Source organism: Sphingomonas sp., from assembly GCF_026460985.1.
Taxonomy (GTDB): Bacteria; Pseudomonadota; Alphaproteobacteria; order Sphingomonadales; family Sphingomonadaceae; genus Sphingomonas.
On sequence record NZ_JAPKNM010000072.1, the window covers coordinates 1 to 20,517 of the forward strand.

Below are 20,517 nucleotides of genomic sequence, written 5' to 3' on the forward strand. Positions count from 1 at the left end.
GGCACCCAATAGCCGTTGCGGCCCTGATCGTTGTGGAAGATCGGCACGTTGATGCCGTCAGCCCGCGCCTTGGCGTAGAGATGGTCCATGTAGCGGCGTTGCGCCGGCGTGGTCAGCGCCAGCTCGTTCTCGATCTGGTGGAGGATGACGTTGCCGCGATTGCCCTTGCCGTCGCCGTTGATCTGGTGGCGCGCGATGATCGCGTTGACCCTGGTCAGCCACTCGTCCGAGGCGGCGAGATATTCGGGATCGTCGGTGCGGGCGCGGCCGCGCTGGTTGACCAGCCAGCCCGGGAAACCGCCGCGGGTGAGCTCGGCGTTCACATAGGGGCCGGCGCGGGTAATGACCCACAGGCCCTCTTCCTCGGCCATGGTGAGGAGGCGGTCGATGTCGCGGATGCCGCTGAAATCGTAGACCTGCTTTTTCGGACTGTGGAAGCCCCAGTCGAAATAGAAGGCGACGGTGTTGAAGCCGCTGGCCTTCATCTTCTGCAGCACGTCGCGCCACAGATCGGGCGAGGGCAAGCGGAAGGCGTGCATCTCGCTCGACCAGATGATCGTGCGCTTGCCGTCGATCATCAGCGAGCGTGCGTCGTAGGAGACGCGGCCGAAACTCTTGACCGGTGCGTTGAGATTGGCGGTCTGTCGGGCTTCCTGCGCTGCGGCGGGGAAGGCGAGCAGCGACGCGACGGCGAGGAGGGCGGTGCGGATCACGGCAGGTAGAACACCGGCTTGAGCGGCCATTCCTTCGGCTTGTTGTCGGGTTCGACCTCCATCAGCGGCGCCATGTAATCCCACCATTTCTTCATCACCGGATGCGCGGGCAGCGCCTCGCGGCTATTGTCGTCGGTGAGCTTGAGGACCGCGAAGAGCGACAACGTCTCCTCGTCGAGGAAGATCGAATAGTCGCGGATACCGCTAAGGTGGAGCAGCTCGGCGAGTTCGGGCCAGATCGCGTCGTGGCGCGCCCTGTATTCGTCGACGACGCCCGGCTTCAGCTGCATCTTGAATGCGTGGGTGGTCGTCATGCCCTCTCCTGAAGCCCATTATGTGGGATTGTAATGCAACATTTGGATAGTCGAATGGCGCGGCGGCGTCAAACTTCGGTGGGCCAATATTGCGCATCCTCGGCACGCGCGTGGGCGCTATCGAGCAGCACCGGCGGACGCGGATCGCCGGCCTCGCGCGACAAGCGCAGCTTCTTCACTTCGAGCCCGGTCACGTGGCGTGCCCAGAAGCCCCAGGCCGGGGTGGGGCCGAACATGCTCGGCTCGGGATAGGCGTCGGCCAGCTCGGGCGGGCTTGCGGGCACGGGCTCGGAATAGCCGCCGCGGAACGACAGGTCGATGTCGCGCAGCTGGACGCATTCGATCGCATGATCGGGGAGGCCTGCGAGGATCGCGGCGAAGCGCGGGTCGATGCCGGTCGCTTCCAGACCGCGTATCTCGACATTGCGCATTCCGCCCGGTTTCGTCCCCTCGGGCCCGCGCAGCCGCGCACCGAGACGGAGGAACAGCGGCGCGGTGGTGACGTCCTCCATCAGGATATTCTCGGCGAGCACATCCTCGATCGTGCCGCCGTCGACCGTCTCGAGCGCGAGCCCGCGGCTGCGTTCGAAGCGGCAATTGGCGATGCGGATGCGGCGGAAGTCGCCATTGCTCTCGGTGCCGATCTTGATCCGCCCGGTTACCCGGTCGCGGTCGGGCGCCAGCTCCTGCGTGCGCTGGCGGGTGCCGTCGAGCATGGTGCCGAGATCGTAGCCGCTGACTGTGCAGTCGCGGATCGCGATATCCTCGCAGTTGGCGCGTTGCCTGAGTCCGAGGCTGGTCTTGAGCACGATCGCGTCGTCATTGGGGGTGTTGACCCGGCAGCGCTCGATGCGGGCGTTGCGGACGCAATCGAGATCGAGCCCGTCGCGATTGGTGTCGATGGTCAGGTCGGTGACGTCGAGCCCGTCGACCTCGCTGGCGAGCAGCGCGAAGTGCCCGCCCTTGAAGAGCGTGAAGCCGTCGAGCCTGACGCGCTCGCAATGCGCGAGGGCGATGGCCTTGTTGCCCATGCCCTGCATGGCCGCGCGGCTGCGCTCGAGCTTGCCGATATCGGCGGTGGCCATGCCCGCCATCGACAGCGGGCGCTCGCCTGCCTGCTTGCTCCACGGGGTGCCGGGGCCGTTGCGCGTGAGGCCGAGCCCGAGGATCCGGCCCTTGCCGATGATCGCGATGTCCTGGGCTCCTTCGGCCCAGATCAGGCTGTTGTGCCAGTGGCTGTGGCCGAAATCCTGATAGAGCTGTGGCCCGCGCTCTTCGGGCAGGTCGTATTGGCCAAGCGTGCCCTTTTCGGCGGCGATCAGCGTGGCGCCTTCTTCGAGGACGAGGGTGACGCGGCTCTTCAGGCGCAGCGAGAAGCTGAGGTAGCGGCCCGGCGGCAGGATCACCATACCGCCGCCGGCCTTCTCGGCCGCGAGGATCGCGGCGTTGATAGCGGGGGAATCGAGCGCAATGCCGTCGCCCCGGGCGCCGTGGTCGCGGACGTCGAAGGTTTGGCCGGTGCGCATTAGATCCTCCCCCGGAGGGGGAGGGGGACCGCGAAGCGGTGGAGGGGTATTCTCCACGAACGACATCGCCTGAGGCGCGCTACCCCTCCGTCAGCTTCGCTGCCACCTCCCCCTCCGGGGGAGGATGAGGAAAGCGGGCGCATCAGCTCCCCGCCGGTCGCACGTCGCTCTCGGCGAGGCTCGGGGCGATCGCGCCTTCGCCGAGATCGGGACGGGCCGCATCGAAGCTGCGCGCCTTCGGCTTCAGATGCGCCGCCAGTTCCGGCACCTGCGTCGCGATCTCGGCGGCGATTGCGCGGGCGAGGAACCAGGCGCCGGGGTTGTTGTGGTGCGTGCGGTCCTTTCCGCCGTCGTTGAACAGCTTGGCCGCCTCCGTCTCGCTGAGCGCTTCGTAGAGTGTGACCGTGCGTTCCTGCAGGTCGATCAGCGGGATCCCGTCCTCGCGCGCGACCTTCCGCACCGCCGCGCCATATTCGGCGAGCGTGCGGCGGACTTTGCCGTCAGCCTCATAGTTGCGCCGCTCGGGCGAGGTCACCAGCACCGGATGTGCGCCGCGACGGCGCGCCTCGGCGATATAGGTCCTCAGCCAGGCGGGATAGGTGGCCGCCGGATCGACATAGGTCTGCGGCCACTGCGCTTTCTGGTCGTTGTGGCCGAACTGGATCAGCAGCCAATCGCCCGGCCTGATCAGCGACAGCATCTTGTCGAAGCGCAGCTCGGTGACGAAGGATTTGAGCGTCTCGCCCGATTCCGCGTGATTGGCGATCGCGATGCCGGTGTCGAACAAGGCGGGCAGCATCTGTCCCCAGCTCGCCGCGGGCTCGGCGCGCTGGTCGGTGACGGTCGAATCGCCGGCGAGGAACACGGTCGGCACATCGACCGGCTCGATGTCGATCGAGGCGACGCGCGGGGCCCCCAGGAACTCGAGCGTCAGTTTCTCGTCCCAGGTATAGCTCCCCGCCTCGCGGCTCTTGAGCTTGACCTGCGTGCCGCCGGGCGCGTTGGCCGGGGGCGGGGCGAGCTGGGCGTTGCGGACGTTTACGATGAAGCTCGCGGTGACGTACTGGCCCGGCTTGGTCGTGATGTCGCGCAGCATCAGCCGGCGGGCCTCGGCCTTGACCGTGACGCGCCCGCCGAGCCGCACGGTCACCCGGTAATTGCCCTCCGGCACCGCGGCCGAGAAGAGAAACTCCTTGCCGCGGCGCTGGGGCTCATAGCCGTAGTCGCCCCTCTCGTACGGCTTGTCCGCCGCCACTACGACGCGGCCGGTGGGGTGCTTGGGCGGCTCGAGATCGAAGCGGAGCGGGGCCTGGGTCATCGCCATCTGGAGCGCGATTAGCAGCATCGGCGGTTACTTCGCGCCCAGGAAATACGAGGTGTGCGGCGGCTGGTTGTACGCTGTGTTCTGCCACGCCACGCCGAGGCGATAGACCGGATCGTGCATCAGCGTCACCATGCGTTCGCCGGTGGGGAAGGGCGTCGCATAGATGCGCAGCTCGCGGCTGTCGTCGCTCGGTACCACCAGTTCCTCGCGCCAGTCGCCGATTATGTCGGCCGAGAGCGACGGGTTTTGCTTCGTCCCGTTGTTCGAGACCACGCCCGGCGGATCGAGCAGCACCTGCTCGCTGCCGGCATTCCAGTCCCATTTGGTGATCTTCTTGCCGTCGAGCAGCTCGCGCAGCCGGTCGCCGTCCCACCATATGCCGAAATTGGCCGCGCGCGGATGACCGCCGGGGATGACGTTGCCCTTCACGTCGTAAAGCTCGCGCGAGTTGCTCGCCCAGGCCTCGGCGCCGGGATGGCGCGGGTCGATGTCGATTGCGATGCCGCGGCCGGTATCCTTGTCGGCGGGGGTCGACCAGAGGATGGCGCCGGTCTTCGCGTCGAGCATCGCCGCGCCGCGATTGCCGCTCATCCGCATAGTCTCGTGGACGCCGAACTTCTCGAGGCCGGGATGCGTCGGGTCGAGGTCCGACAGGTGCATCGCGTCGCCATGGCCGAGCCCCGAGGACCAGAGGCCCTTGCCGTCGTCGTCGATCACCATCGATCCGTAGAACACCTCGTCGCGCCCGTCGCCGTCGACATCGGCGACCGAGAGCTGGTGGTTGCCCTGGCCGCCGAACTTCTCGTTGCCCGGTGTCGCGCTGTCGAACAGCCAGCGCATCGACAGCTTGCTGCCCCGATAGTCCCATGCCGCCACGGTCGAGCGGCCATAATAGCCGCGCCCGAAGACCAGGCTGGGCTTGTGCCCGTCGAGATAGGCCACGCCCGCGAGATAGCGTTCGGAGCGGTTGCCGTAACCGTCGCCCCAGACCGCCTTCATCGCCTCGTAGCTCGGATTGTCGCCGCTCGGATCGCGCGACGGGGCATAGGGCGCGCTGGCGAGCGCGCGGCCGGTGAGCCCGTCGAACACGGTGAGATATTCGGGCCCTTTGAGGATGCGGCCCTTCAGTTCGGAGACCTTGCGCCCGTCGGAAAGCACCTTGGCGCCGGTGCGGTCGTCGATGTCCACCTCGCCCTCGCGGCTGGTCCAGCTGCCGTGCGGATCGCCGATCATGTGGCGGGTGCCGTCGACGGTGCCGTCGGCGGTCTTCATCGCGATCTCGGCCCTGCCGTCGCCGTCGAGGTCATAGACCATGAACTGGGTATAGTGCGCGCCCGAGCGGATGTTGGGACCCAGGTCGATCCGCCAGAGCTTTTTGCCCTCCAGCGTATAGGCGTCGATCAGCGTCGTGCCGGTATAGCCCGAAAAGGCATTGTCCTTGGCGATCGTCGGATACCATTTGACGATCAGCTCGTAGCGGCCGTCGCCGTCGAGATCGCCGACCGAGGCGTCGTTGGCGGTGTAGCCATAGGTCTCGCCGTCGAAGGTGCGGCCGTCGGCGGGCTTGTCGAGCGGGATGGCGAGATAGCCGTTCGTCCAGGCGGCGACACCGGCATCGCGCACGGCGAGGGCGTAGCGCGACGTCGCGGTGCCGGTCTTGTCGAGATAGCTCGTCGCCGCGTTGCCTGCGATCCGCGCGATCGGCCTGCCGTCGCGGTAGAGCGTGAAGCGCGCGCCCTTCGGGTCGGTCGCGAGCAGCCGCCACGAGACATGGTTGCCCCCACCCGCCGCCGGCACCGCGACCAGCCCGCGATCGAGCCGTTCGACCTGCCGTCCCGCCACCACGGGCGCCGCGGGCGCCGGCAGCGCCGACGCGATGATGAGTGCCGCCAGCATCAAAACTCTCCCCGGATCGTTTTGCGCGACGCTGCGCCCGGACCGGGACGGAGTCAATATATTCCCAATAAATGGCACGACGATTTATATTTCGGGATAACCTCCGCATCGGCCTTGATGCAAAACGGGCTGCGATCCGAAGATCGCAGCCCGTTTCCCCCTTATGCGGATGTCCCGAAAGAAGCGGGCCGCCGCGCGCGACGGCCCATAAGGGAGGCAAGGCCTAGAACTGGAAGTTCACGCCGAAGTTGAACGTCCGCCCGATCCGGGTCTGGAACAGCGTGTCCTTGCGGGTGCTGTCGATATAGAGGTTGTTGCGCTCGTCGGTGAGGTTCTGCGCTTCCAGGATCACCTTGATGTTGTCGGTGATCGCGTAGGATGCGGAGGCGTCGACGAACAGGTTGGGCGAGTTGCCCTGCAGGTTGCTGCCCGGCGAGGCGGGGATGCCGCGGATATAGCGGTCGCGATAGCTGCCCGTCGCGCGGATGCTGAACTTGCTGTCCTCGTAGAAGAGCGTGCCGCTCGCGGTGTTCTTCGAAAGGCCGATCAGGTCCGCGGTGGTGGTCACCGTCGGCACGCCGTTCACGCTCGCCAGCACGTACTGGATAGTCGAGGTGACGTGGGTGTAGTTCGCCAGGATGCCGAAATTGCCGAGGAAGCCCGGCAGGAAGTCGAGCTGGACCTGCGCGTTGACTTCGATGCCCTCGAGCGGGCCGCCCGGCGTGTTCACCGGCTGGCCGATCGTGAAGATCTCGGTCGGCGCGGTGTTGGTGTTGGCGAGCAGCGCGTCCGGAAGGCCCAGCTGGTTGAACGGGATCTGGCTGGTGACGCGCTGGATGTAGGTTTTGATGTTCTTCTTGAAATAGGCGACCGACAGCAGCGAGCCCGGCTTGAAATACCATTCGAGCGCGGCGTCGAACGTGTCGGCGCGGATCGGGTCTAGATAGGGATTGTTGATGTTGCCGGTGCGCGTCGTCGCGGTGATGCCGCTGGTCGGCGCGAGCTGGCCCAGCTCGGGACGCGACAGCACCTTGGCGGCCGAGAGACGGAGGATCACGTTCTCGACCGGCTCGATCGCGACGTTGCCCGAGGGCAGCCAGTCGTCATAGCCGCGCGCGACCCGCGCATATTGGCCGCGCAGATTGGTGGGCGTCGAGCCGGCGGGCGCGGCGACCGAGATATAGCCCGCGGCCAGCATGTCGGTCCGGACATAGCGCACGCCGATGTCGCCACGGATCTTCACCGGGAGCGCGTCCTCGGTGTCGAAGGTGGTCATCACATAGGCGCTCTTGATCTCCTCGCGGATCCGCGAGGCGCCGGCGCCGCACTCGGTCCGGCAGAAGCGGATCGAATCGAAGTCGAACACGCCGTCCCATTTGTCGGGGTCGATCGCCGCCCAGCTCGCCGGCGCGCCGCGGCCGAACAACTCGTCGAGGCCGCTGATCTGGCGCGTGATGCTGGCGAGGCTGGTGCCTGCCGGCAGCGCGCGGACGACCGTGTCCGCGGTATAGGGGCTGGAGTTGTAGGCGTTGTAGTCGCTGCGCCGGAACTGGCCGCCGATCTTGAGCTTGAGGCCCTGGTCGACGTCCCAGTCGGTGTTCACCTCGGCGGTGAGGTTGTCGGTCTGGTTCTTGGAGGGCTTGCCCTGGAAGCTGAACCCGCCGAGCACGGTGCCGTCGGCAAGGCTGGGCGCATAGGTGAAGTTCGCGGGATCGGAGACGTCGAAGCCGAAACCGATGATCGGGGTGGCTTCACCATCGCGGAAATCGACCGAGAAATTGTCGGTATCGATCGCATCCATGAAGGTCTGGAAGCGCTTCGGACCCCACCAGACCGACTGGTTGATCCCGAAGAACATCGTCATCTCGAACTTGTCGGTGAAGCGGTGGCGGAAGTTCAGATTGCCCTGCTTGAAGTCCGAGATCCAGTGATCGACCAGCCCCTCGGAGCGCACGTCGACGCCGTCGAACAGGCCGTAGACGAGCGAGCCGTTCTGGTCGAACTCGATGTCGCGGACCGACACCATCGGCTGGCCGTTGTTGGTCACGCTGCGGCCGAAGGAGAGGCCGAGGATGTAGTTGTCGCGGCGCTCGACGTCGTAGCGCGAATAGAGCGCATCGACGCTGATGTCGGTGTCGTCGTCGGGCGAGAACTGGATCGTCAGCGTGCCGCCGATGCGCGTCGTGTCCTGCTCCGAGTTCACGTAGCGCGGCAGGCGCGGCAGGAAGGCGCCGCTGCCCGGCGTGTTGGGCAGATCGGCGCGGCGCAGGTTGGCGACCGTGTTGTACGCCGTCAGCGTGCTGGTGCGCGGATTGTTGGTGCTGCACAAGGTCGCCGTCGCGCCCTTGGTGCCGACCGCCGGGCTCACCGGGGTGAAGCCGATCGGCGTGCAGAAGGGCTGGAGCGCGGCGGGGCCGGCGCCGTCAGGATCGAGGCCGTTGGTGTTGGCGGAGAGGATGTCGACCGCCGAATAGCCGACCTCGCGGATGTTGCGGCGCTGATAGGCGATCGAGGCGAGGATGCCCCAGCTGTCGCCGAGCTTCTTCGAGACGAGCAGCGAGGCGCGCGGATCGACCTGCTTGCTGATCGTGTTGTAGACGCCGCGCGCGGTGGCCGAGAGGACGAAGTCCTTGGCGAAGTCGAGCGGCTTGGGCGCCTTGAGGTCGACGGTCGCGCCGAGCGAGCCTTCCTCGACGTCCGCCGACGTGGTCTTGCGCACCGACAGCGACGAGAAGATCTCGGTCGGGAAGACGTTGAAGTCGAAGCTGCGGCCCGAATTGCCGGCGCCGTAGATGTCCGACGAGCCGGTCTGCGCGGTGCCTTCCATGCCGTTGATGCGGACGCGGGTGAAGCCTGAGCCGAGGCCGCGCACCGCGATGTTGCGGCCCTCGCCGCCGTCGCCGCGCGTCAGCGCCACGCCGGGGACGCGCTGCATCGATTCCGCGAGGTTGCTGTCAGGGAACTTGCCGATGTCCTCGGCGACGATCGAGTCGACCGCGGCGGTCTCGTTGCGCTTCTGGTTGAGCGCGCTGTTGAGCGAGGCGCGGAAGCCCTGGACGACGATCTCGCCCTCGTCCGTCGCCTCGGGAGCCTGCTGCGCCGTCGGGTCGGCGGCGGGCGCGTCCTGCGCCATTGCTACCGGTGTCCACGCCAGCGCCACGGCTAGCGCCGCGCCCGAAATCCCCGCGCTGCGAACGCGCGAATATGCTGAAACCCTCATGCTCATCCCCTCCTCTGGTGCCGCCATGACCGCCGCGCTTTTCGCGCTGGTCGGTCTCATTTCTTGTTCTTATTTCCCAATATATATGACGTAACCGGAAGGCTCCGCCAATCCCCTTTTGCCCATTTGTTCCGGCAATGTGGGGTTTCGGTCACACTCCAGACACAGGTGGTCGCCGTCGACCGCGTCGAACGGTGTCCACCGGTGTCAACTCGAGGTCAAGGCTTCGGTTTTCGCCGGGTCTAGAAGCGCGTCAATGGCAGGCGGCGCTGCCGAGCGGCGTGGTCCGGGTGAGGTCGGGGCGTTCGGCGAGTACCTTCTCGGCCACCGGCACCTTCAGTCCCTTCAGTTCCTGCGCGACCAGATTGGCCATCGCGCGCGCGCCGAGTTCGCTGAAATGGGTGTCGTCGGCGATCCCCTTGGGGAAGGCGGCGACATTGTCGGCCGGGGCATAATGGAGATAGAGCCTCTTCGACCCCGCCTCGCCGGCGCGGCTGACCAGATCGAGCGAGCGCGCCTCGAGATCGATCATCGGGGTGTTGGTGCTCGCCACCAACTCGCGCTCCACTTGCGAATAGGCGGCGAAGTCGGCCTTGGCGCGGGGCCCGTCGAACGAGCGGCGGGCGGGGGGCGTGACCAGCACAGGGGTCAGGCCCCGGCCGCGCGACTCCCAGATCATCCGCAGCAGATTGTCGCGATAGAGCGTCGCCGCCGGCGCATAGCGCTCGGGGCGCGACACGGACGCGTCGTTATGGCCGAACTGGATCAGCACCAGGTCGCCCAGCTTCGCCTCGGCGAGCAAGGCGTCCCACTTGCCTTCGGAGATGAAGGTGCGCGTGCTGCGTCCCCCCACCGCGCGGTTGATCACCTCGACGTCCGGCGCGAGCCCGCATTTGAGCATCATGCCCCAGCCGAGCTGCGGATACTTGTCCGCGCCGTAATTGGCCGCGGTCGAATCGCTCGCGATCAGGATGCGCTGCTGCGCGCTTGCGGGTAGGGCGGTGGCGAGCAAGGCCGCGGCCGCGACGAGCAGCGCCCTCATTGCAGGTTCACGAAAGCGCCGCCGTCGACGAGCAGCGCGGCACCGGTGACATAGGCGGCCATGTCCGAAGCGAGGAATATGATCGGGCCGGCGAGATCCTCGGCCTGGCCGAGCCGGCCGAGGGGGATGCGGCCTTCCATGTACTTGCGCTTCGCCTCGTCGGCGAGATCCTCCTTGTTGATCTCGGTCAGGATCGTGCCGGGGAGGACCGAATTGCAGCGGATATTGTGCTTGCCGAGCGCGATCGCGGTCGACTGCATCAGCGAATGGAGCCCCGCCTTGGTCGGCGTATAGTGCGTCTGATATTCGCCGCCGACCAAGGCCGAGATCGACGAGACCGCGATCAGCGCGCCGCCATGGCCCTGCTTCACCATCTGGTTGGCCGCTGCCTGGCACATGAAATAGCCGCCGAGCAGATTGACCTGCATCGTGCGCTGGACGGTCTCGACCGGCATGTCGAGGAAGCTGTGGAAGGGGCAGATCCCGGCGTTGGAGACCATCACGTCGACCTTGCCGAACGCCTCGACCGCCTTGGCCACGAACTCGGTTGCGGTCTCGGGCGCGGCGACGTCGCCCTTCACCGCAAGGCCGCGCCGGCCGGCGGCCTCGATCTCGGCGATGCAGGCCGCAGCGTCGTCGTCGCGGCTGTGATAGTTGATCGCGACGTCCGCGCCCGCCTTGGCTGCGCCCACCGCCGCGGCGCGGCCGATGCCCGTCGATGCGCCCGTGACGAGCACGGTCTTGCCTTCCAACAACTTCACTTGCCTCTCCCGGATAGGATTATCTGCGCGTGCGGCGCGGCGGGCGCACGTCGGGGCTCCAGCCCAGATCGGTGCTGATCCGCTGCGCGGTCTCGCGGACCTCGGTGCTCAAAGCCGCCATCCGCTCGTCGTCCATATATTGCGCCGCGCTCGACACGCTGATCGCCGCGACGATCTTGCCCGAGACGTCGCGCACCGGCGCGGCGACGCAGCGTATCTGGTCCTCATTCTCCTCCAGGTCGAACGCGTGGCCCGCCTGGGCATAGCCGCGCATCCGCTCGAACCAGAGCTCGCGGTCGGCGCTGGGGGCGCCATGCGCCTGGTCGGCATCGAACACGCGCGTCCATTCGGCCTCGCTGGCGTCGACGAGCAGCGCCTTGCCGAGCCCGGTCGAGGTGAGCGGCTGGCGGTCGCCGATGCGGCTCGAGATCTCGACGCGGCGGCGGCCGGGGATCTTGTCGAGGTAGAGCGCGAGGTCGCCGTCCATTCTCCCCAGATGCACCGTGTCCTCGGACGCCGCGGCGAGCTCTTCCATGCGCGGGCGCGCGATCTGGACGATGTCGGCCTGGCTTTGCGCGAGGAAGCCGAGCTGAATGAGTTTCGGGCCGAGCTGATAGCCGTCGCGCGGCAGATAGGTGAGGAAGCCGCGATCGATCAGCGCGTTGGCGAGCCGGTGGGTGGTCGAGCGCGTGAGCGCCATGCGCTGCGACAGTTCGGCGAGCTTGATCGGGCCGTCGATCACCTTGTCGAGCATGTCGAGGCCGCGGATCAGCGTCTGGCTGCCCTGCACCTTGGGGCCCGCTTTCTTGGCGGCGGGTTCCGATTCAGCGTTTGACGTTTCGCGTCTCATCTCGTAACATCCTATCCCATAAAGTGAGAAAGTAAAGCATCGGGAGGGGTGCGAAGCGGCGGAGCATTTTGGCTACCGCCATACCCGTTCATCAAGGCACAGCAGCGCGACGTATCACATGATGGTATGTCATGCTCGCGGTTTTTCACATTATCAGGTGGCGTATCCGGATATGGTACGGTGCCGAAAAAGGGATCAGTCGACGTGGCGGCAGCCGGCCTTTCGAAGATCAAGCATGTCCGTGCCTTCACCGTCCGCGGCGGCGGCGCCGATTACCACGATCAGGGCGAGGGGCACTGGATCGACGACCACATCGCCACGCCGATGGCGCGCTATCCCGAATATCGCCAGTCGCGGCAGAGCTTCGGCATCAACGTGCTCGGCACGCTGATCGTCGAGATCGAGGCCGAGGACGGCACGATCGGCTTCGCGGTGACTACCGGCGGCGAGCCCGCGGCGTTCATCGTCGAGAAGCATCTCGCCCGCTTCCTCGAGGGCCGAGATCCGCGCGAGGTCGAGAAGATCTGGGACCAGATGTACTTCTCGACGCAATATTATGGCCGCAAGGGACTGGTCGTGAATGCGATCTCCGGCGTCGACCTCGCGCTCTGGGACCTGCTCGGCAAGCTGCGCGGCGAGCCCGTCTATCAGATGCTGGGCGGTGCGGTGCGCGACGAGCTGCAATTCTACGCGACCGGCGCGCGGCCGGACGTCGCCAAGGAGCTGGGCTTCATCGGGGGCAAGCTGCCGCTTCACCATGGTCCGGCCGAGGGGCTGGAAGGCCTACACAAGAACATCGCCGAGCTCGCCGAGATGCGAGCCCGCGTCGGCGACGATTTCTGGCTGATGCTCGATTGCTGGATGAGCCTCGACCTCGACTATGCCACGCGCCTTGCGCACAGGGCTTACGACGAGTGCGGGCTGAAGTGGATCGAGGAGGCGCTCAGCCCCGACGATTACTGGGCCTATGCCGCGCTCAAGAAGAACGCCCCCAAGGGCCTGCTCGTCACCACCGGCGAGCATGAGGCGACCCGTTGGGGCTTCCGCATGCTGATGGACATGGAATGCTGCGACATCATCCAGCCCGACGTGGGCTGGTGCGGCGGCGTCACCGAACTGATCAAGATCGCCAACTATGCCGACAGCAAGGGCGTGCTGATGATCCCGCACGGCTCGAGCGTGTACAGCTACCACTTCGTGATCACCCGGCATAACAGCCCGTTCGCCGAGTTCCTGATGATGCATCCCGGGCCGACCGAAGTCGTCCCGATGTTCCACCCGCAATTGATCGGCGAGCCGGTGCCCGTGAACGGGCGCCTGCACGTGAGCGCGCTCGACAAGCCCGGCTTCGGGGTCGAGCTCAATCGCGACCTGCCGATGCACCGCCCCTACACGCACTGAAAAGCGAGAGACCGACCCACATGAAACTCTGCCGATTTGGACCCGCCGGAAACGAACGCCCCGGCCTGATCGATGCCGAGGGGCGCATCCGCGACCTTTCGGGCCATGTCAGCGACATCGGGCCCGACCAACTCCAGCCCGAAGGCCTCGCCGCGCTCGCCGCGATCGATCCCGCCTCGCTGCCGCTCGCGCCCGAGGGCGTCCGCTACGGCCCGCCAGTGGCGGTCACGCGCCAGTTCATCGCGATCGGCCTCAACTATGTCGATCACGCGCACGAATCGAACCTGCCGATCCCCGAGGAACCGGTGATCTTCACCAAGGCGGTGAGCTGCATCCAGGGTCCGCACGACATTGTCGTGATCCCGCGCGGATCGGTGAAGAGCGACTGGGAAGTCGAGCTCGGCGTGATCATCGGCAAGGGCGGATCGTATATCGACGAGGCGTCGGCGCTCGATCATGTCGCCGGCTATTGCGTGGTCCACGACCTTTCCGAGCGCGATTACCAGATCAATCGCGGCGGCACCTGGGACAAGGGCAAGGGCTGCCCGACCTATGGCCCGGTCGGCCCGTGGCTGGTGACTTCGGATGAGGTCGGCGATCCGCAGCAGCTTCGCCTCTGGCTCGACGTCAATGGCGAGCGCAAGCAGGACGGCACCACTTCGACGATGATCTTCCCGGTCTCGAAGCTCGTGTCGTACGTCAGCGAGTTCATCAAGCTGCTGCCGGGCGACATCATCACCACCGGCACCCCGCCGGGCGTGGGCATGGGGCAGAAGCCCGAGCCGGTGTACCTCAAGGCGGGCGACAAGGTCGCGCTCGGCATCGAGAAGCTCGGCGAGCAGGCGCAGGACGTCGTCGCCTGGTCGGAGGCACGCGCTTGACGCTCTATCCGGATCGCTTCGCGGGCCGCACCGCAGTCATCACCGGCGGCGCTTCCGGACTCGGCCGCGCCGTCGCCAAGCGCTTCGTCGCCGAGGGCGGCAAGGTGGCATTGTGGGATGTCAACGCTGACTGGCTCGCCGACGTGGCGGGCGAGGTCGGCGCCGCGCACACGGCTTTGGTGGACGTTTCGGATGCCGCCGCGGTCGCCGCGGCCGCTGCCGGGACCGCCGCGGCGCTCGGCCGGATCGACGTGCTCGTCTGCTCGGCGGGCATCACCGGCGCCACCGCGCCCGCGCACGAATATCCGCTCGACAGCTGGGAGCGCGTGGTCGAGATCAATCTGAACGGCCTGTTCTACTGCTGCCGCTCGGTCGTCCCCTACATGCTCCAGAACGGCTATGGCCGCATCGTCAACGTATCGTCGGTGGCGGGCAAGGAAGGCAATCCCAACGCCTCGGCCTATTCGGCGTCCAAGGCGGGCGTGATCGGCTTCACCAAGTCGCTCGGCAAGGAGCTGGCGGGCAAGGGGATCATCGCCAACGCGCTGACACCGGCGACCTTCGAGAGCCCGATCCTCGACCAGCTTCCCGCTAGCCAGGTCGACTATATGCGCTCGAAGATCCCGATGGGCCGGCTGGGCGAGGCCGAGGAAAGCGCCGCGATGATCCTGTTCATGGCGAGCGAGGAATGCAGCTTCACCACGGCGTCGACCTTCGACACCTCGGGCGGGCGGACGACGTACTGACGAAACTAAGCCCCTCCCCTTCAGGGGAGGGGTTGGGGTGGGGCCTTTCCGCGAGTACCGTCTCTGCGAGACCTCCCCCACCCCCAACCCCTCCCCTGAAGGGGAGGGGCTTGATAGGAGGAAGAGGTTAGTGGCGCGCGATCTGCCGTTCATCGATGCCCATGTGCATCTCTGGGACCTCGACCGTATCGCCTATCCCTGGCTGACGCCGCCCTTTGCCGATGACGGCCCCAACGGCAGCGTCGAGCCGATCGCCAGGACCTACCTCCTCGACGACTATCTCGCCGACGCCCAGGGCTGGGACGTGCGCGGGATCGTCCATGTCGATGCCGGCGCCGACGCCGGCGCGGCGCTGGCCGAGACCGAATGGCTGCAGGGCCTCCACGACGCGCGCGGCATGCCCAATGCGATCGTCGCCTTCGCCGCGCTCGACGATCCGGGCGTGGAGGCTTTGCTCGACGCGCATGCTGCGCATCATGCCGTCCGCGGCATCCGCCATATCGTCAACTGGCACGCAGATCCGCGCCGCACCTATAGCCGCCGGGACGTGACACAGGACGAGGCCTGGGCGCAGGGCTTCGCGCTGCTCGGCAAGTATCAGCTGAGCTTCGATCTCCAGGCCTATCCTGGCCAGTTCCCCGGACTCGCCAAGCTGATCGCGCAGCACCCCGAAACGCAGGTCGTCATCAACCATAGCGGCATGGCCGTTCCCGGCGAATGGGAGCAATGGCGCACCGGCATGGCCGCGCTCGCCGCTCTGCCCAATGTCGCGACCAAGCTTTCGGGCATGGGCTTCACCCATCGCCCGTGGAGCCTCGACCAGGCGCGGCCCTACATCCTCGAGGCGATCGAACTGTTCGGCACCGATCGCGCGATGTTCGCCAGCGACTTCCCGACCGACAAGCTCTTCGGCAGCTTCGCGCAGCATCTGGGTGCCTACGACGCGATCACCGCCGGCTTCAGCGAGGACGAGCGGCGCGCCCTGTGGGGACGCAACGCCGATCGCATCTACCGGCTCGGGCTGGGCGTCTAGGGGGCAATGATGCGCGAGACCCGGGACCATAAGTGGCGCAACACGATCCTTGCAGGGCTCGCCAACTATATCGACGCGGGATCGATCGTCGCCGGATCGGTGGCGCTGGCGCTGTGGAAGGAGATCTACGGACTCTCCGACAATTTCATCGGCCTGATCGGCGCGTTCAGCGCCAATGCGATCTCGGCGGGTGTGGGCGCGCTGATCGGCGGCGTGCTGTGCGACAAGTTCGGGCGGAAGAAGATCTACCAGTACGACATGCTGTTCTACGCCTTCGGCATGCTCTTCCTTGTCTTCGCCTCGGCGCCGTGGATGATCGTATTGGGCTTCGTGCTCGTCGGTCTCGCGGTGGGCGCGGACATCCCCGCCTCCTGGTCGCTGATCGCCGAGCAGGCGCCCGACGACAAGCGCGGCGCGCATTCGGGCGTCGCGCAATTGCTCTGGTATCTGGGGCCGGTCGCGGTGCTGGTCGCGGCCTATTTCCTCCAGCCTTGGGGGATCACCGGCATTCGCTGGCTGTTCGCGCACCTCGCGGTGCTCGCGATCGCGCTCACCTTCCTCCGCTCGCGGATGCGGGAATCGCAGCGCTGGGAGGAGGCGCAGGCCGCCTCGGCGGGGCAGGCGCTCAGCCGGAACTGGCGCGAATTGTTCAGCCCGCGCTACTTGGGCGCGATGCTGTTCCTCGCCGCGATGTACGGCTTCTGGAACCTCTGGGCGGGCTATAACGGCTTCTTCACGCCGTTCCTGATCGCGCAGAACAACCTGCCGGCCTGGACCGCGACGATGCTGCCGGCGAGCTATTTCCTGATCGGCATGTTCTCGATCCTCGGCATCTTCATGACGCTGTCGGACAAGGTGAACCAGCGGCTGCTGTTCGGCATCTCGGCGGCGCTGCACGTGGTCGGCATGGCGCTGCTCGCGATATTCGGCTTCAAGCTCGAGATCGTCATCCTGCACGTGATCATCATGGGCGTGGCCGGCGGCTTTGGCGCACAGAGCTTCTTCCAGCTCTGGTCGGCCGAACTCTTCCCGACCGCGATCCGCTCGACCGCGCAGGGCGCCACCTTCGCGATCGTGCGTATCGGTCTCGGCATCTGGAGCCTCGCGGTGCCGACGCTGGCGGCGCACGACTTCACCACGCTTGCGTGGATCCTCACCGGTTTCCTCGTCGCCTCGGGGGTGATCGGGCTGATCTGGGCGCCGCGCAACGAGGGCAAGTCGCTCGAGGAGATCGCGGCAATGCCGTCATCCCGGCGAACGCCGGGATCTCGGGCGGCAAGCGAACGGCCCGTGGCCTGAGGTCCCGGCTTTCGCCGGGATGACGGAGGAGGGGTTACTCCGGCAACACCAGCCGTAATACCGTCGGCTCCGGCGCTTCCTCGCGCGGCAAGTCCCGGTTCGGCGGCAGCGTCGCCCAGGCGATCGCCACCCCGGAGCGATCCTCGATGGTGTTGAGCTGCATCCCCTTGGGCACCGCGATCCGCGCCGCCAGCCGATCCGCCAGGGTAACCCCCGGCCGCTCGCCGACCCGTGCCAGCGTCGCGCCGTCGAGCAGCAGGTCGATCGGCTTGCCGTCGCGCACCACCGGCACGCGCAGCTTATTCCCTTCCATCGTCGGCGCCGTGACCCGCAACCGGAAGTCGAGCGAGCCCATCCCGCCGAAGTCCCAGCGAAAGCCCTTCCAGTCGCTCGCCTGCGCCACCCGCCAGCCCTTCGCCTCGCGCCGAGCGACGAAGACCTGCGTGTTGCCGCCAGCATCGAACTTGTGGAACGCGATCACCGCCCGCCCGGCGGCATCGAACCCGATCGGCGTATTGTTGTTGATCATGCCCCTGCGCACCGGCACCGGATCGATCACCTCCGCGCCGCCCAGCCGGATCGGCAGGGGCAGGAGCGTTCCATCCGATCGCTCCCAGCGCACCAGGTCGCGGCTGCGCGCATAGGAAAGGTCGTGATTGGTCGCGGCATCCGGCGTGTCGCGCCATACCCAGCTCAGGTGGAACCAGCCGTCGGGGCCCGCCACCGGGCCGACGAAATAGGCGCTGCGCTTGCCCTCGCCATCGACGAGTGGTGCGTCGAGCAGTCGCTTCCAGCCGCCGTCGAGACGATTGTAGATCTCGCGCCCGCGTCCGCTGCCGCCGTCGCGATATTTGAAGATCAATCGTCCGGCAGCGTCCTTCAGGAAGACGGGGTAGGTCATGCTCCGCTCGGCGGCGGCATTGACCATCGCGGGCACCCGCGCCAGCGTCCGCACGTCGCCGGCATTGGTGGTGCGGAAATAGACGAGCGGATCGTTGTGCATGTTCGCGGCGACGTGGAGCCGGCCGTCCGCATCCACCGCCATCGCGATGCTGTTGTGGCTGTCCCAGCCCACCCAGCTCGGCAGCCGGGCATAGATCCACCACGAAGAGCCGCGCGGGCGGCTGGCCACGCTCAGCTGGCGCGCGGAATCGTAATAGCCGACATAGATGTGGCTCTCGGTCACCACGAGCGCGAAGGGCACCTCGTGCCCCGCCCAGACGCGGTCGATCGCCTCCATCCGCTGCGCCGCCGCGGGCGCCGCACAGGTCAGCGCGAGCGGCGCCAGCAGCCGCAGCATCAATCGAGCTTCAGGTCCGCGACCGCGGCCGCCGCGAGCAGGAAGCCGCCGACGCCGTAATATTGCGTGTCGGTGGCGAGCACCTGCTCGGGCCGGTCGCTGACCTGCTGCACCCAGCCGAGCCGTCCGTCGGGCTGGATCGCGCGCTGCAGCGCCGACCAGCCCTTGCGGATCGCCGGTTCATATTCGGCGCGCGATAGCAGCCCCGCCTTGACGCCCCAGGCCAGGCCAAAAGTGTAGAAGGCGGTGCCGCTCGATTCGGGAGGCGAATCCTCGGGCGCGAGCAGCGAGGGCGCCCAATAGCCGTCGGGCTTCTGCACCGCCTTCACCTTGCCCGCCATCTCGACGAACAAGGCCTCGAGCTTGCGCCGCTCGGGATCGCCCTTGGTCAGCTTGGGGATCATCAGCGCGAGCCCCGCGACCACCCAGCCATTGCCGCGGCTCCAGAACATCTTCCGGCCCTTGGCGTCGCGCCGGTCGAAGAAGCGGCTGTCGCGGTAGAAGAGCCGCTCGGCCGGATCGTAGAGGAAGTTGACCGTCGCCCAGATCTCGCGGATCGCATAGTCGCGATAGCGCCGGTCGCCGGTCTGGCGCGAGAGCTCGAGCATCGCCGGGGGCGCCATGAACAGCGCGTCGCACCAGCACCAGCGCTTGAGGCATTCGGTGGCGCCATAGCCGCCCTTCTCGGGCACGACGAAGGCGAGCGTCACGCGCGGTGGGTTCGCCAGGACCTTGTCGAAGGTCCGGCGCACCGCCTGGAGCGCCTCGCTGCCCGCACCGTGCTTCGCGGCCCAGAGATAGCTCTGCGTGATCGCATGATCGTCGGCGAAGAAGGGGAGGCGGCCCGGCTGCCATTGATTGGCGCGGCCCATGGCGAGGATCGCGGCGGCGATGTCGGGCGGGGCGCCGTGATCGGCGAGCGCGGTCATGCCCACCCAGAACGCCGCCTGCTCCCAGGCGCGCGGGTTGCCGGTCTCGCCGCCCGCGCGGGAGATGTGGCTGGTGTCGCTCATCCGCTGGAGCTGCCAGCGCGCCAGCCTGGTCGCCGCGTCGATCGCCGCTTGCGGGCTAGCGGCGGCGGGCTGCGCCATCGCGACGCCCGGCAGCGCACCGCCCAGGGCCAGCAGGAGCAGGGTGGCGGTGCGCAGCGACATCCGGGGCGTCTCCCTAGAAGGCGAAAGGCGCCGTCACACGCCGCTCGGCCATCATGAAGGCGTCCGCGACGATCTGCAGCGGACGGACGTCGACGTCGCTTTCGCCGGCCGCGACCAGTTCGGCGAAGCGCGCATAGAGCCGCGGATATTCGCGATCGGGCGCCTTCTGCTCCTCGGCGCCGGGAAGCTGAAGGATGCTGCCGCCCATGCCGAGCCGCAAGGTGCCGGCATCGGTGTCGATCTCGATGTCCCAGGTCTGCGGACCGGTCTGGAGGAAGTCGAACACGACGTCGACGCGCGCATCGCCGCTGCGCATCTTGAGCTCGGCGGCGAGCGGGGAGGCGCGTCCCTCGGGCACTTCCATCCAGGCCGAATCGAGCAGCATCGGATCGGGCAGGATCTTGGTCGCGATCGAGAGCGCGTTGATGCCGGGATCGAACACGCCGAAGCCGCCCGCGGCGAGGATCCATTCCTGCCCCGGATGCCAGCGGCGAATGTCCTCGCGCCAGGTGATCCGCACCGCGTCGATGCGCTTGCCCGCGAGCCAGGCCTTGGCGGGCTCGACCCCCGCCGCCTCGCGCGAGTGCCAGGTGGTGAAGAGGACGACGCCCTTGGCCCTGGCGCGGTCGGCCAAAGCGGCGATCTCGGTCAGCGTGGTCGCCGGCGGCTTTTCGAGCATCACGTGCAGCCCGGCGTCGATCGCGATGGCCGCCTGCTCGTAGCGCCCGTCGGGGGGCGTGCAGAGCGAGACCGCGTCGAGCGCGTGCCCGCCCGCGATCATCGTGCCGATGTCGTGATAGCCGGCGACGCCATCGAGCGTGGCATGGCGGCTGGCGGTCGCCACCAGCTCGAAACGGCCGTCCGCCGCCAGGGCGGGGAGGTGCTGGTCCCGTGCGATCTTGCCGATCCCCACCAGCCCCAACCGAATCCGCCGCGTCCCGCTCTCCGTCATCCTCGTAACTTTCCTTTTATAAGATATATATGCTTCCTATTGCCGCGCACTGCCGGTATCAAGCCCGCACGACGCTGCCGGCGCCAACAAAACGGCGCCGGGGCA

At 67.2% G+C, this 20,517-nt stretch carries 17 protein-coding genes; 5 read left to right on the forward strand and 12 right to left on the reverse strand.

Annotation, left to right across the window (positions count from 1 at the left end):
- The 9 genes from MT490_RS12185 to MT490_RS12225 all read right to left on the reverse strand — a co-directional run.
- Positions 1 to 710: beta-galactosidase (locus MT490_RS12185; RefSeq protein ID WP_297387867.1), on the reverse strand; the 710-nt coding region annotated here is incomplete at its 3' end.
- On the reverse strand, positions 710 to 1,027 hold the full coding sequence (locus MT490_RS12190; RefSeq protein ID WP_297387869.1) for an L-rhamnose mutarotase: 318 nt from the start codon (positions 1,025 to 1,027) through the stop codon (positions 710 to 712). The genes MT490_RS12190 and MT490_RS12185, both read right to left, overlap by 1 nt.
- Positions 1,028 to 1,095: 68 nt before the next feature.
- On the reverse strand, positions 1,096 to 2,553 hold the full coding sequence (locus MT490_RS12195) for a glycoside hydrolase family 28 protein (RefSeq protein ID WP_297387871.1): 1,458 nt from the start codon (positions 2,551 to 2,553) through the stop codon (positions 1,096 to 1,098).
- Between the two features lie 142 nt (positions 2,554 to 2,695).
- Positions 2,696 to 3,898: a rhamnogalacturonan acetylesterase gene (locus MT490_RS12200; protein WP_297387873.1), complete on the reverse strand. Its 1,203-nt coding sequence runs from the start codon at positions 3,896 to 3,898 to the stop codon at positions 2,696 to 2,698.
- Positions 3,899 to 3,904: 6 nt separating this feature from the next.
- Positions 3,905 to 5,773, reverse strand: coding sequence for a rhamnogalacturonan lyase (locus MT490_RS12205; RefSeq protein ID WP_297387875.1), 1,869 nt, complete (start codon positions 5,771 to 5,773; stop codon positions 3,905 to 3,907).
- Positions 5,774 to 5,996: 223 nt separating this feature from the next.
- On the reverse strand, positions 5,997 to 8,993 hold the full coding sequence (locus MT490_RS12210; RefSeq protein WP_297387878.1) for a TonB-dependent receptor: 2,997 nt from the start codon (positions 8,991 to 8,993) through the stop codon (positions 5,997 to 5,999).
- Positions 8,994 to 9,246: 253 nt separating this feature from the next.
- The gene (locus MT490_RS12215; protein ID WP_297387881.1) at positions 9,247 to 10,035 is read right to left on the reverse strand and encodes a rhamnogalacturonan acetylesterase; all 789 of its coding nucleotides are present in this window, start codon (positions 10,033 to 10,035) and stop codon (positions 9,247 to 9,249) included.
- A complete protein-coding gene (locus tag MT490_RS12220; protein WP_297387884.1) occupies positions 10,032 to 10,796 on the reverse strand; it encodes a glucose 1-dehydrogenase in 765 nt (254 codons plus the stop codon). The genes MT490_RS12215 and MT490_RS12220 overlap by 4 nt, the downstream gene beginning before the upstream one ends.
- Before the next feature lie 19 nt (positions 10,797 to 10,815).
- The gene (locus tag MT490_RS12225) at positions 10,816 to 11,646 is read right to left on the reverse strand and encodes an IclR family transcriptional regulator (protein ID WP_297387886.1); all 831 of its coding nucleotides are present in this window, start codon (positions 11,644 to 11,646) and stop codon (positions 10,816 to 10,818) included.
- A gap of 204 nt (positions 11,647 to 11,850) precedes the next feature.
- Here MT490_RS12225 and rhmD point away from each other — a divergent pair, with 204 nt between their 5' ends.
- From rhmD to MT490_RS12250, 5 genes are all read left to right on the forward strand, one after another.
- Positions 11,851 to 13,047 (forward strand): L-rhamnonate dehydratase, encoded by a 1,197-nt coding sequence (gene rhmD, locus MT490_RS12230; RefSeq protein ID WP_297387889.1) that lies wholly within the window; start codon positions 11,851 to 11,853, stop codon positions 13,045 to 13,047.
- A gap of 20 nt (positions 13,048 to 13,067) precedes the next feature.
- Entirely contained in the window at positions 13,068 to 13,928 is an 861-nt protein-coding gene (locus MT490_RS12235) for a fumarylacetoacetate hydrolase family protein (protein WP_297387892.1), read from the forward strand.
- Positions 13,925 to 14,674, forward strand: a complete 750-nt coding sequence (locus MT490_RS12240) for an SDR family NAD(P)-dependent oxidoreductase (protein WP_297387895.1) — start codon at positions 13,925 to 13,927, stop codon at positions 14,672 to 14,674. Before MT490_RS12235 ends, MT490_RS12240 begins: the two co-directional genes overlap by 4 nt.
- A gap of 130 nt (positions 14,675 to 14,804) precedes the next feature.
- On the forward strand, positions 14,805 to 15,707 hold the full coding sequence (locus MT490_RS12245) for an amidohydrolase family protein (protein WP_297387898.1): 903 nt from the start codon (positions 14,805 to 14,807) through the stop codon (positions 15,705 to 15,707).
- 9 nt (positions 15,708 to 15,716) lie between these two features.
- Complete coding sequence (locus MT490_RS12250; RefSeq protein ID WP_297387901.1) at positions 15,717 to 17,006, forward strand: MFS transporter; 1,290 nt, start codon at positions 15,717 to 15,719, stop codon at positions 17,004 to 17,006.
- 34 nt (positions 17,007 to 17,040) lie between these two features.
- Here MT490_RS12250 and MT490_RS12255 read toward each other — a convergent pair whose 3' ends face one another.
- From MT490_RS12255 to MT490_RS12265, 3 genes are read right to left on the reverse strand one after another with little or no spacing between them, the layout of a single operon-like run.
- Positions 17,041 to 18,306 carry a BNR repeat-containing protein gene (locus MT490_RS12255; protein WP_297387904.1) on the reverse strand — a complete coding sequence of 422 codons (1,266 nt, stop codon included), beginning with the start codon at positions 18,304 to 18,306 and terminating at the stop codon, positions 17,041 to 17,043.
- On the reverse strand, positions 18,306 to 19,460 hold the full coding sequence (locus MT490_RS12260; protein WP_297387907.1) for a glycoside hydrolase family 88 protein: 1,155 nt from the start codon (positions 19,458 to 19,460) through the stop codon (positions 18,306 to 18,308). Before MT490_RS12260 ends, MT490_RS12255 begins: the two co-directional genes overlap by 1 nt.
- A 13-nt stretch (positions 19,461 to 19,473) precedes the next feature.
- Positions 19,474 to 20,412, reverse strand: coding sequence for a Gfo/Idh/MocA family oxidoreductase (locus tag MT490_RS12265; RefSeq protein ID WP_297387910.1), 939 nt, complete (start codon positions 20,410 to 20,412; stop codon positions 19,474 to 19,476).
- Positions 20,413 to 20,517: the final 105 nt, after the last annotated feature.

Coding starts and splice junctions, on each gene's coding strand:
- MT490_RS12210 (WP_297387878.1), bottom strand. CDS start 8,993: ATGAGGGTTTCAGCATATTCGCGCGTTCGCAGCGCGGGGATTTCGGGC.
- MT490_RS12225 (WP_297387886.1), bottom strand. CDS start 11,646: ATGAGACGCGAAACGTCAAACGCTGAATCGGAACCCGCCGCCAAGAAA.
- MT490_RS12250 (WP_297387901.1), top strand. CDS start 15,717: ATGCGCGAGACCCGGGACCATAAGTGGCGCAACACGATCCTTGCAGGG.
- MT490_RS12255 (WP_297387904.1), bottom strand. CDS start 18,306: ATGCTGCGGCTGCTGGCGCCGCTCGCGCTGACCTGTGCGGCGCCCGCG.
- MT490_RS12235 (WP_297387892.1), top strand. CDS start 13,068: ATGAAACTCTGCCGATTTGGACCCGCCGGAAACGAACGCCCCGGCCTG.
- MT490_RS12190 (WP_297387869.1), bottom strand. CDS start 1,027: ATGACGACCACCCACGCATTCAAGATGCAGCTGAAGCCGGGCGTCGTC.
- MT490_RS12265 (WP_297387910.1), bottom strand. CDS start 20,412: ATGACGGAGAGCGGGACGCGGCGGATTCGGTTGGGGCTGGTGGGGATC.
- MT490_RS12260 (WP_297387907.1), bottom strand. CDS start 19,460: ATGTCGCTGCGCACCGCCACCCTGCTCCTGCTGGCCCTGGGCGGTGCG.
- MT490_RS12195 (WP_297387871.1), bottom strand. CDS start 2,553: ATGCGCACCGGCCAAACCTTCGACGTCCGCGACCACGGCGCCCGGGGC.
- MT490_RS12215 (WP_297387881.1), bottom strand. CDS start 10,035: ATGAGGGCGCTGCTCGTCGCGGCCGCGGCCTTGCTCGCCACCGCCCTA.
- MT490_RS12200 (WP_297387873.1), bottom strand. CDS start 3,898: ATGCTGCTAATCGCGCTCCAGATGGCGATGACCCAGGCCCCGCTCCGC.
- MT490_RS12205 (WP_297387875.1), bottom strand. CDS start 5,773: ATGCTGGCGGCACTCATCATCGCGTCGGCGCTGCCGGCGCCCGCGGCG.